The following is a 12155-nucleotide window of genomic DNA, read 5'->3' as shown; positions in this document are numbered from 1 at the left end:
TGGATGCATGGAGACCGTGAAACGTCCGCGAGTCGATTTGACGCGAGGCAGTGACCCAGGGCAGTGCCGGCGGAGAAGCGGGAGCGTCGTCCGCAAGTTGCCACGGCCGATGGCGCTATCATCGACCGGCGGCGTCCCCCCGCGGCGCTCTCCAGGCATCCACGACAACGAACAGAGATGGCCATGAACCATGTCGTAATCCCCATTCCGGTCGAGAGCATCGGCCGCCAGCGCAAGCGCCGCCAACCGAAGGGGCGGCAGGTCGACCCCGCCGCGCTCGCCGAAGTCCGCGCCTTGCTCGGCGAGGCGCCGCGCCGGCGCGATCTGCTGATCGAACATCTGCATGCGATCAACGACCGCTATGGACAACTGGCCGCGCCGCATCTGGCCGCGCTGGCGGCCGAGATGAAGATGTCGCAGGCCGAGGTCTACGAGGTCGCGACCTTCTATCACCACTTCGACGTCGTGCGCGAGGATGCCGACGGCGCGATCGCGCCGCCGCCCGCGCTGACCGTGCGCGTCTGCGAGGGCATCGCCTGCGAGATGGCCGGCGCGCAGTCGCTGCTCGACAGATTGCCGGCGCTGTTCGGCACCGACGTGCGCGTGGTCGCCGCCCCTTGCATCGGCCGCTGCGAGCGGGCGCCGGCGGCGCTGGTCGGACAGAATCCGGTCGATGTGGCGAGCGCCGAGGCGATCGCCGAACGTGTCGCCGCGGGGGCGGTGCGCCACGAGCCAGAGCCGTACGTCGACTACCTGGCCTATCGCGAGCAGGGCGGTTACCGGACGCTGCGTGCGGTGGCCGAAGGCGCGCTGTCCGCCGACGATGCGATCGCGACGATGGAGCACGCGGGACTGCGCGGGCTGGGCGGCGCCGGTTTTCCGGCCGGCCGCAAATGGCGCATCGTGCGGGCCGAGGCGGGACCGCGAATGATGGCCGTCAATATCGACGAAGGGGAGCCGGGCACCTTCAAGGACCGCTTCTATCTGGAACGCGATCCGCATCGCTTCCTCGAAGGCATGCTGATCGCCGCGCAGGTCGTGCAGATCGATGCGATCTATATCTACCTGCGCGACGAATATGCCGGCTGCCGCGCGCTGCTGACCGAGGAACTGCGGCGGCTGCGCAAGGACCCGCCGTGCGCCGGTCTGCCGCCGATCGAATTGCGGCGCGGCGCCGGCGCCTATATCTGCGGCGAAGAGTCCGCGATGATCGAATCGATCGAAGGCAAGCGCGGCTGGCCGCGGCTGCGGCCGCCCTATGTGGCGCAGGTCGGCCTGTTCGGCCGGCCGACGCTGGAGCACAACTTCGAAACGCTGTACTGGGTGCGCGACATCCTGGAGCGCGGCGCGGATTGGTTCGCGGGGCAGGGCCGGCATGGACGCAAGGGATTGCGCTCGTTCTCGGTGTCGGGCCGCGTCAACAAGCCGGGCGTGCATCTGGCACCGGCCGGCATCACGATCACGGAGCTGATCGACGAGTACTGCGGCGGCATGCTCGATGGCCATCGTTTCTACGGCTATCTGCCGGGCGGCGCGTCGGGCGGCATCCTGCCCGCGTCGATGGGCGATATCCCGCTGGACTTCGACACGCTGCAGCCGCATGGCTGCTTCATCGGCTCGGCGGCGGTGGTGGTGCTGTCGGACCATGACCGCGCCGTCGACGTGGCGCGCAACCTGATGCACTTCTTCGCGCACGAGTCCTGCGGCCAATGCACGCCCTGCCGCGTCGGCACGGCCAAGGCCGTGCAGCTGATCGCGCAGCCTCAGTGGGACCGCGAGGCGCTGGCCGACCTGTCCGCGGTAATGCGCGATGCGTCGATCTGCGGCCTGGGCCAGGCCGCGCCCAATCCGATCGACTGCGTGATCCGCTATTTCCCGCACGAGCTGGCCTGAGCCCCGCAAAGCGGAAAGACACCGAAAGACGCCGCACGACAGAACCACGAGACCGCCATGAATGCATTGACCCGCGCCGAACGCGCCCTCGTCCAGGCCTCCGATCCGGCCTCGGTCTCCTTCCAGCTGAACGGCCGCGAGGTGGTGGCCGCGCCCGGAGAAACGCTGCTGCAGGTGGCGAAGCGCGAGGGCGTCGAGATCCCGCACCTGTGCTACAAGGACGGCCTCGAGCCGGCCGGCAACTGCCGCGCCTGCATGGTCGAGATCGACGGCGAGCGCGTGCTGGCGCCGTCGTGCTGCCGGCAGCCGGCCAACGGCATGAAGGTGCAGACCGATTCGCCGCGCGCGCGCAAGGCGCAGGGCATGGTGCTCGAGCTGCTGCAGTCGGACATGCCCGAGACCGCGTACACGCGCGACAGCGAGCTGGACCGCTGGTCTGCCCGGCTCGAGATCGGCAAGCCGCGCTTTGCGCCGCGCGCGCCCGTGGCGCCCGATCTGTCGCATCCGGCCATCGCGGTCAACCTCGACGCCTGCATCCAGTGCACGCGCTGCCTGCGCGCCTGCCGCGACGAGCAGGCCAACGACGTGATCGGCATCGCGCTGCGCGGCGCCGACGCGAAGATCGTGTTCGACATGGACGACCCGATGGGCGCGTCGACCTGCGTGGCCTGCGGCGAATGCGTGCAGGCCTGCCCGACCGGCGCGCTGATGCCGGCGCGTGCCGCCGCGCTGGCGGTGCCGGACAAGCAGGTGCAATCGGTCTGCCCGTACTGCGGTGTCGGCTGCCAGCTGACCTATCACGTCAAGGACAACCGCATCCAGTACGTGGAAGGGCGCGATGGCCCCGCCAATCACGCGCGGCTCTGCGTCAAGGGGCGCTACGGCTTCGACTATGCCGCGCATCCGCATCGGCTGACGGTGCCGCTGGTGCGCCGCGAGGGCGTGCCCAAGCGCGGCGATGCGGTGATGGATCCCGAGCGCGTGATGGAGGTGTTCCGCGAGGCGACGTGGGAAGAGGCGCTGGCGCTGGCCGGCGGCGGCCTCGCGCGCATTCGCGATACCCATGGCAAGCGCGCGCTGGCCGGCTTCGGCTCGGCCAAGGGCAGCAACGAGGAGGCCTATCTGTTCCAGAAGCTGGTGCGGACCGGCTTCGGCAGCAACAACGTCGACCATTGCACGCGGCTGTGCCATGCGTCGTCGGTGGCGGCGCTGCTGGAAGGGATCGGCTCGGGGGCGGTGTCCAACCCGGTGATCGACGTCGGCAAGGCCGAGGTGGTGATCCTGATCGGCGCCAACCCGACCGTCAATCATCCGGTCGCGGCGAGCTGGATCAAGAACGCGGTGCGCAACGGCACCAAGCTGATCGTCGCCGATCCGCGCCGCTCGGACCTGGCGCGCTTCGCCTATCGCTTCCTGCAGTTCCAGCCGGATACCGACGTCGCGCTGCTCAACGCGATGATGCATGTGATCGTCACCGAGGGGCTGGTCGATCGCGATTTCATCGACAGCCGCACGATCGGCTACGACGAGCTCGAACGCAATGTCGCCGCCTACAGCCCCGAGGCGATGGCGCCGATCTGCGGCATCGACGCGGAGACGATCCGCCATGTCGCGCGGCTCTACGCGACCGCCGGCAGCGCGATGATCCTGTGGGGCATGGGCGTGTCGCAGCACGTGCACGGCACCGACAACGCGCGCTGCCTGATCGCGCTGGCGCTGATGACGGGCCAGATCGGCCGGCCCGGCACCGGCCTGCATCCGCTGCGCGGCCAGAACAATGTGCAGGGCGCCTCGGACGCCGGGCTGATCCCGATGATGTATCCGGACTACCGCCGCGTCGACGATGCCGACGCCGCCGCGCGCTTCGAGGCGCTGTGGGGTACGCCGCTCGATCGCCGGCCGGGTTTGACGGTGGTCGAGGTGATGCAGGCGATCGAGCGCGGCGAGGTCCGCGGCATGTACATCATGGGCGAGAACCCGGCGATGTCGGACCCCGACGCGCAGCATGCGCGCGAGGCGCTGGCCGCGCTCGATCATCTGGTGGTGCAGGACATCTTCCTGACCGAGACCGCCTACCTCGCCGACGTGGTGCTGCCGGCCTCGGCCTTCCCCGAGAAGACCGGCACCTTCACCAATACCGACCGCATCGTGCAGCTGGGCCGGCAGGCGATCGATCCGCCGGGACAGGCGCGCCAGGATCTTTGGATCATCCAGCAGATGGCCGCGCAGCTCGGCCTGGACTGGCGCTACGACGGCGTGGCCGACGTGTTCGACGAAATGCGGCTGGCGATGCCGAGCATCGCGGGAATCAGCTGGGAGCGGCTGCAGCGCGAGCACGCGGTGACCTACCCGTGCCGCGCCGAAGGCGATGCCGGCGAGCCGGTGATCTTTACCGACAGCTTCCCGACGCCAAGCGGGCGCGCCCGCTTCGTGCCGGCCGATATCGTGCCGGCGGCGGAACGGCCGGACCACGACTATCCGTTCGTGCTGATCACCGGACGCCAGCTCGAACACTGGCATACCGGCAGCATGACGCGAAGGGCAGGGGTGCTCGATGCGCTCGAGCCGGATCCGACCGCGCTGGTCCATCCGCTGGACCTGGCGCAGTGGGGCGGCAAGCCGGGCGACATCATCACGCTGGCGTCACGCCGCGGCGAGGTCGCGCTGTACGCGCGCGCCGACGAGGGCACGCCGCGCGGCGCGGTGTTCGTGCCGTTCTGCTACTACGAGGCGGCGATCAACAAGCTGACCAATTCCGCGCTCGATCCGTTCGGCAAGATCCCCGAGTTCAAGTACTGCGCGATTCGGGTGACGCTGGGCGGCACGCCGCCGGTGCAGTCCAGCTATGGGGGCGGACAGATCCTGGCGCGGGCGGGATAGGCCGCTGACGGGCCGAATTATCGAACCAGCCCGAGATCGCCGGCCCGCAACGGTGCGTGCAGCGTCCGCTCGGTATGCAGCGGCGCCACCATCGGCGTGCGCGTGCCGCGCGACGACAGGCGCTGCGCGAGGAATGTCACCACCTGCTCGATCACGCCGGCATCGCGCAGGATGCGCCGATGGCCCAGGCCCTCGGTGGTCAGCAGCGTCGCGCCCGGCCACGCGCCGGCTATTGCCGCGCCATCCTCCCAGCGCACCTCCTTGTCGTGGCGATCGTGGACGACCAGCGTCGGCGGCACCGGCCGGCAGCGGCCGATGTCGGGCACGTTGAAGTCTCCCCACGGCATGCCGAGCCACTGTTCGCTGTTGCGCTGGACGCGTGCCAGCACCGCCGGCGCCACGCCCAACTGCCAGGCCAGCGTGGCCGAGGCATGGCGCATGTCGGCAGGCGCGCCGATCAGCACCGCGGCGTCGGCGGGCAATCCTTCCCGCAGCGCCAGCGCCGCCGCGGCGGAGCCCAGCGAGTGCGCCACCACCGCCTGGATCGGCCCGGCGTGCCACGCGGCCGCCAACAGTGCACGGGACATCTCGATCAGCGAGCTTTGGCCCGGCCCTAGTGCACCGGCATCGGAGGCGCCATGCGACAGCGCGTCGAAGGCGACCACGCGGTGACCGGCGGCAAGCAGCGCGGGCACCAGCGTCTGCCAGTGCGCGGCGTTGCCGCCCCAGCCATGCGCCAGCAGCACCGCCGGACCTTCGCCATGCCAGCGGTAGACGCGCACGCGGCGCGTCGCGCCGCCGCCGGTCACCAGCGCCCAGTCGGCGCGCGCGCCGGCAAGGAAGGCCTGGCCGGCGGCATCGATATTCGCTTCCGGCACGCCGAACCACGCGCGCTCGAAGGCGCGCGCCGTCTGCTCGGGAAACAGCGCCGACGCGGTCTGCCAGCGCAGGCGCCGCCATGCCAGGCCGGCCTGCGCGAGCCGCGCGGCGAGCTGGCCCGGCGCGGCTTGGCCGGGGCGGCGGGAAGACAGGGCCTGTGTCACGATATTCACTCCGTTTGCGGTTCCATCCCTGGCCCGTCGACCTCCCTGCGCGGCCCCTCCTGCATCTCTCTCGGGCCTCGATAAGACCGACCGGTCGTGCTATTTATCGGCGAAAATGTTACCGATCGAAAACGTTGCCGCGTGGACCAGCGCAAAACGGTTCCGCGCCGGTGACCCCAGCAAGCTATGCGGCCGCGCGTTTGCCGCGTGTCACCAGCGACTGGAAGGCGCGGCGCGCCATCGCTTGCGCGTCGGCGCGCCCGAGCATCTTCAGCGATTGCTGGAAGGCCATCACGATGCCGGCCATCTCGAAGGCGATCTGGCGCGGTTCCTCGTCCGCCCCAAGACCGCCATCCTGGATCGCGTCCGTCGCCACGCGGACCACGATGCCGTTCCAGTCCTTCAGCGCGCGGACCAGCATGTCGCGGATCACGCCGGGCCGGTCGCGATATTCCTGGCCCAGCGCCATGAACAGGCAGCGGCCGCCGGAGTCGGTGCTGCCGATCCATTCGAGCTGTCCTTCGAACAGCGCGCGCAGACGGGGCACGCCGCGCGGCTGGCGCAGCGCGGGCTGCACCACCATCGCCGTGAAGCGCTCGATCGCCAGTTCCAGCACTGCCTGCTGCAGGGCCTCCTTCGACTTGAAGTGCGCGTACAGGCCGCTCTTGGACATGTCCGTGCTGGCGGCCAGTTCGGCAAGCGACAGCTGCTCGAATCCGATCCGCGTGGCGGTATCGAATGCCTGAGCGATGATTGCGCTGCGCGTCAGCTGGCCTTTTTGCATGCTCGGAAGAATAGCACGACCGGTCGGTCTGTCAAACCGAACTTGGCGCTAACGAGGTCGATTCGCTATTGTGGAAGCACGGGCACTTCAAAGGGCCCGATATCGAGACGGCAGGGGCTGGAGGAAAGCCAACCGGCACAAATCGTGAAATCTGTAAAAGTGTTTCCCTGATTACATACGGAACGCGACGTGTGCTCTATACTCGAATGCACGTCCGCGCACTTTCTTTTTTGGTGACTGGAGACCGATATGAACAGTACAGCCGTGCCACGAGGCGCTAGCGAACCGTTCCGGCAACTGCGGGCGTTGCGCCGAGCGCGCAAGCTCAAGCAGGAGGACGTCGCCCGCAAGGCCGGGATCTCCCGGGAGGCGTATCTGCGTGCGGAGTCGGGCCAGGCCGATCCGCGTATGAGCACCTTCCTGGCCGCCTGCGAGGCGCTCGGTCTGGAGGTGGTGCTTGCCCCCCAGCATCTGGCGCAGGACGTCAACGCCTTCATCGCCAGCCGCAACGGCGGCGTGACTGCCGCCTCGATGGCCGGTCCGGCCGGCGGCGCCTCGGCGTCCTCGGCTTCGTCCGCCTCCTCCGGCGGCGGCACGTCCGGCGCGGGCGGCATGGGCTCCCCGCAGGGCGAAGGCCAGAAGCCCGCCTGATCCTGTCATTGTTCCGTTGGCGGCCGGCGTTCGTCCGGCCGCTGGTATTGGCACCGCGCGGCCTCCGACCGCGTGCGGCGTGACGCGGCTCGTTCGTCCGGACGCGCTCCCGCCTTCTGCCCCGCCTTCTTCTCCCTCCTTTTCCGTTTCCTGAGACCGGCACCCGGCGCCGCGCGCACATCGCCGTGCCGCCGATGGCCGCCCTCGTCCTCCGTCGTCGTTCTGTTCCGGTTCTCCGTCCGGCCTTTGGGGCCGGATCCGATTGACACCCTTCGTGCCGGTGATTACGATTCGGTAAATTCGTTTCACAATCCGTAATTAACGATGCGCGGCCACGGCCGGTACCTCTCGCGGCCTATGCTGGGAAAGGCCAGCCAGCAGGGCGGGAGCTCACAGCGGAACCCTGGCAGCTACAAGCAGAACGGAGACAAGCCCCATGTCCAAAGCCTTTGCGTCGCAAGCCGACCTCGAAGCGAAACAGGTCACCTTCACCAAACTGTCCGACAACGCCTACGCCTATACCGCCGAGGGCGATCCGAACTCGGGCGTGGTGATCGGCGACGACAGCGTGCTGATCGTCGACACCACCGCCACGCCGGCGATGGCGCAGGACCTGATCGCGCGCATCCGGAGCGTGACCGACAAGCCGATCAAGCACGTGGTGCTGTCGCACTACCACGCGGTGCGCGTGCTGGGCGCCTCGGCCTATTTCGACGAAGGCGCGCAGAACGTGATCGCCAGCCGCGGCACGTACGAGATGATCGTCGAGCGCGGCGAGGCCGACATGAAGTCCGAGATCGAGCGGTTCCCGCGGCTGTTCGCCGGCGTGGAGACCGTGCCGGGCCTGACGTGGCCCAACCTGGTGTTCGAGCGCGAGCTGACGCTGTTCCTCGGCAAGCTCGAGGTCAAGATCCTCCATCTCGGTCCGGGCCACACCAAGGGCGATACCGTGGTCTGGATTCCGTCGCAGAAGATCCTGTTCTCCGGCGACCTGGTCGAGTACGACGCGGCCTGCTATTGCGGCGACGCGCAGCTGGAGGAATGGCCGGCGACGCTCGACGCGCTGCGCGCGCTGCAGCCGCAGGCGCTGGTGCCGGGACGCGGACCCGCGCTGACCACGCCGGAACAGGTCGACAAGGGCCTCGCCTACACGCGCGATTTCGTCAGCACGCTGCTGCAGCGCGGCCGCGAGGCGGTGGCGCAGAAGCTGGACCTGAAGGGCGCGATGGCGCATACGCGCGCGGCGATGGATCCGAAGTTCGGCCACGTCTTCATCTACGAGCATTGCCTGCCGTTCGACGTGGCGCGCGCCTATGACGAGGCCAGTGGCATCAAGCATCCGCGCATCTGGACCGCCGAGCGCGACAAGGAAATGTGGGCAGCGCTGCAGGACTGAAGGCGCGGCATGCTGGCCGCCGCAGTCCGCGGGACAGCGGGCGCGACGGCCGGAGGGAGACGACATGGAAACCACAGCTGAGGAAACCACGGCTCAGGCAGGCGACAACTACCAGGCCCGCACCTTCGCCTACCGGCGCTGCGCCGAGCAGCAGCCGGACGCGCGGCCCGCGGTACGGCCGGTGGTCGTGATCGGGGCCGGTCCGGTCGGCCTCGCCACGGCGATCGACCTGGCGCAGCAGCAGGTGCCGGTGGTACTGCTCGATGACGACTGCACGCTGGCCAGCGGTTCGCGTGCGATCTGCTTCGCCAAGCGCACGCTCGATATTTTCGATCGCCTCGGCTGCGGCGAGCGGCTGGTCGACAGGGGTGTGCGCTGGCACGTCGGCCGCGTGTTCCTCGACCAGGAGCAGGTCTACAGCTTCGATCTGCTACCGGAGAGCGGTCACCATCGTCCTGCCTTCATCAACCTGCAGCAGTACTACGTCGAGGGCTATCTCGTCGATCGGGCCGCCGAACTGGAAGGACTCGAACTGCGCTGGCGTCATGGCGTCAGCGGGCTGCGCCAGCAGGAAGATCATGTCGTGCTGACCGTGTCGACGCCGGATGGCGACTACACGCTGCCGGCACGCTACGTGGTGGTGGCGGACGGCGCGCGCAGCCCCGTGCGCCAGCTGATGGGGCTGCAAAGCCAGGGCCGGACCTTCCGCGACCGCTTCCTGATCGCCGATGTGAAGATGGCCGCCGGCTTCCCGGCCGAGCGCTGGTTCTGGTTCGATCCGCCGTTCAACCGCAACCAGTCGGTGCTGCTGCATCGGCAGCCGGACAATATCTGGCGCATCGATTTCCAGCTGGGCTGGGATGCCGATCCCGAACAGGAGCGTCAGCCCGAACGCGTGCTGGCGCGGCTGCGCGCGCTGCTCGGGCCCGACGCGCAGTTCGAGCTCGAATGGGTCAGCGTCTACACCTTCTCGTGCCAGCGGATGGAGCGTTTTCGCCATGGCCGTGTGCTGTTCGCCGGGGACGCCGCGCATCGGGTGTCGCCGTTCGGCGCGCGCGGCGCCAACAGCGGCGTGCAGGACGCCGAGAACCTGGCGTGGAAGCTGCGGCTGGTGCTGGAAGGGCGGGCGCCCGACGCGCTGCTCGACACCTATGCCAGCGAGCGCGAATACGCGGCCGACGAGAACATCCTGCATTCGACGCGCTCGACCGATTTCATCACGCCGAAGAGCGCCACCAGCCGCGTGTTTCGCGACAGCGTGCTGCGGCTCGCCCGTCAGCATCCGTTCGCGCGCCAACTGGTCAACAGCGGCCGGTTGTCGACGCCGACCGTGCTGGCGCCTTCGCCGCTGAACACGCCGGACAGCGCGCCGTTCGCCGGCGCGATGGTGCCCGGCGCGGTCTGCGCCGATGCGCCGGTGCGCGTGGTCGGCGACAAGGGGCAGCGCAAGAGCTGGCTGCTGCCGCATCTGGGCAACGGCTTTACCGCGCTGGTGTTCGCCGATGCGCAGGGCCTGTCGTCCGCGGCGCGCACGGCGCTCGAACAATTGAGCGCCGCGCCGGTGCCGGTGAAAGTGGTTTGCATGATGCCACCGACGCCATCGGCGCAGCCCACGCCCACGCTGCCGCGCGGCGCGGTCGTGCTCGAAGACGTCGAAGGCCTGGCCGTGCGCCGCTACGACGGCCAGCCCGGCACCTGCTATCTGCTGCGCCCGGACCAGCATGTCTGCGCACGCTGGCGCGAGGTCGACCACGACGCGCTGCTGGCCGCGCTGCGCCGCGCGCTCGGCATGATCGACGTGCAGTGGCGCGCGGCCCCGGCCGAGCCGCAGCCGCAGCACGCGCGGCTCGTCACCGAACCGAATCTCGCGCAGCCGGACGACGTCTACGAGTCGCTGCTCGAGATGCATCGCGATCTGAGCGATGCGCAAAGCCAGGCCGCCAACGCGCAGCTGATCCTGCTGCTGGCCAACCATATCGGCGACACCGCGGTACTGCGGCAAGCGATGGCGCTGGCGCGCGCCGCGGTGCCACCCGCGGTGCCGGGGCCGCAAGCGGACGCCGCCGTGCCGATTCCGGTTCCCGCGTAAGCCGATCCATCAAGCCGATCTTTTTTCCGAGAACCCTTCCCGAACCTCTGTCAGGACCACCATGACCCAAGCACTACGCCAAGACACCGACACCGGCGCGCTGCGCTACCAGTCCGGCTTCGCCAACGAATTCGCCACCGAAGCGCTGCCGGGCGCGCTGCCGGTCGGCCAGAATTCGCCGCAGCGCGCGCCGTACGGCCTGTACGCCGAGCAGCTGTCGGGCACCGCCTTCACCGCGCCGCGCGCGCACAACCGCCGCTCGTGGCTGTACCGGATCCGCCCGGCGGCGGTGCACGAGTCCTTCGTCAAGATCGAGCAATCGCGAATCGTCAGCCGCTTCGACGAGGTGGCGCCGTCGCCGAACCAGATGCGCTGGAGCCCGCTGCCGATGCCGGACGCACCGACCGACTTTATCGACGGCATCGTCACGATGGGCGGCAACGGCGGCCCCGACGCGATGGTCGGCTGCGGCATCCACCTGTACCTGGCCAACCGCTCGATGCAGGGCCGCTTCTTCTACAACGCCGACGGCGAGATGCTGATCGTGCCGCAGCAGGGCCGGCTGCGCCTGGCCACCGAACTGGGCGTGCTCGAGGTCGAGCCGCAGGAGATCGCGGTGGTGCCGCGCGGCGTGCGCTTCCGCGTCGAGCTGCTCGACGGCGAGGCGCGCGGCTATATCTGCGAGAACTACGGCGCGCTGCTGAAGCTGCCCGACCTCGGCGTGATCGGCTCGAATGGCCTGGCCAATCCGCGCGACTTCCAGACGCCGGTGGCCTGGTACGAGGACGTCGAGGGCGACTTCGAGCTGGTGGCCAAGTTCCAGGGCAATCTGTGGCGCGCGAAGATCGATCATTCGCCGCTGGACGTGGTGGCCTGGCATGGCAACTACGCGCCGTACAAATACGATCTGCGCCGCTTCAACACGATCGGCTCGATCAGCTTCGACCATCCGGACCCGTCGATCTTCCTGGTGCTGCACAGCCCGTCCGATACCGAGGGCGTCGACAACATCGACTTCGTGATCTTCGGCCCGCGCTGGCTGGCGATGGAGCACTCGTTCCGCCCGCCCTGGTTCCACCGCAATATCGCCAGCGAGTTCATGGGCCTGATCGAAGGCGTCTACGACGCCAAGGCCGAAGGGTTTGCCCCGGGCGGCGCCAGCCTGCACAACTGCATGAGCGGCCACGGCCCCGACGCCGAGACCTTCGCGCGAGCCTCCGAAGCGGATACCACCAGGCCGCACCGCATCTCCGACACGATGGCCTTCATGTTCGAGACGCCGACGGTGATCCGGCCCACGCGCTTCGCCGCCGAATCGGCCGCGCTGCAGCCCGACTATCAGCACTGCTGGCAAGGGCTGAAGAAGCATTTCAACCCGAACGTGCGCTGATCGCGCGCGTTCCCCGGCGATAGCATCGA

Annotated in this window: 8 protein-coding genes; 6 read left to right on the top strand and 2 right to left on the bottom strand. The window is 69.0% G+C overall.

Going from position 1 to position 12155, the window contains the following annotated elements; all coding sequences use genetic code 11:
• The first annotated feature begins 183 nt into the window (after positions 1-183).
• The gene (locus M1D55_RS06930; protein WP_456280479.1) at positions 184-1893 is read left to right on the top strand and encodes an NADH-ubiquinone oxidoreductase-F iron-sulfur binding region domain-containing protein; all 1710 of its coding nucleotides are present in this window, start codon (positions 184-186) and stop codon (positions 1891-1893) included.
• Positions 1894-1950: 57 nt separating this feature from the next.
• The gene (gene fdhF, locus M1D55_RS06925) at positions 1951-4773 is read left to right on the top strand and encodes a formate dehydrogenase subunit alpha (protein WP_456280478.1); all 2823 of its coding nucleotides are present in this window, start codon (positions 1951-1953) and stop codon (positions 4771-4773) included.
• 17 nt (positions 4774-4790) lie between these two features.
• Here fdhF and M1D55_RS06920 read toward each other — a convergent pair whose 3' ends face one another.
• Together M1D55_RS06920 and M1D55_RS06915 are read right to left on the bottom strand one after the other, a co-directional pair.
• Positions 4791-5816: an alpha/beta fold hydrolase gene (locus M1D55_RS06920; protein WP_456280477.1), complete on the bottom strand. Its 1026-nt coding sequence runs from the start codon at positions 5814-5816 to the stop codon at positions 4791-4793.
• Positions 5817-6000: 184 nt separating this feature from the next.
• Positions 6001-6600: a TetR/AcrR family transcriptional regulator gene (locus tag M1D55_RS06915; protein ID WP_006580270.1), complete on the bottom strand. Its 600-nt coding sequence runs from the start codon at positions 6598-6600 to the stop codon at positions 6001-6003.
• Between the two features lie 249 nt (positions 6601-6849).
• On the opposite strand from M1D55_RS06915, the gene M1D55_RS06910 reads away from it, so the two are divergent.
• The 4 genes from M1D55_RS06910 to hmgA all read left to right on the top strand — a co-directional run bounded on the left by M1D55_RS06910 (position 6850) and on the right by hmgA (position 12126).
• Positions 6850-7251, top strand: a complete 402-nt coding sequence (locus M1D55_RS06910; RefSeq protein ID WP_456280476.1) for a helix-turn-helix domain-containing protein — start codon at positions 6850-6852, stop codon at positions 7249-7251.
• 436 nt (positions 7252-7687) lie between these two features.
• Positions 7688-8647, top strand: coding sequence for an MBL fold metallo-hydrolase (locus M1D55_RS06905; RefSeq protein WP_064576923.1), 960 nt, complete (start codon positions 7688-7690; stop codon positions 8645-8647).
• Between the two features lie 64 nt (positions 8648-8711).
• Positions 8712-10736 (top strand): FAD-dependent monooxygenase, encoded by a 2025-nt coding sequence (locus tag M1D55_RS06900; RefSeq protein WP_456280475.1) that lies wholly within the window; start codon positions 8712-8714, stop codon positions 10734-10736.
• Positions 10737-10797: 61 nt separating this feature from the next.
• Positions 10798-12126, top strand: coding sequence for a homogentisate 1,2-dioxygenase (gene hmgA / locus M1D55_RS06895; protein ID WP_023264125.1), 1329 nt, complete (start codon positions 10798-10800; stop codon positions 12124-12126).
• Positions 12127-12155: the final 29 nt, after the last annotated feature.

This window comes from Cupriavidus sp. JZ107 (assembly GCF_053903255.1).
Note: the sequence above shows the minus strand (reverse complement) of the source record. Positions and strands in the feature narration are given on the sequence as shown.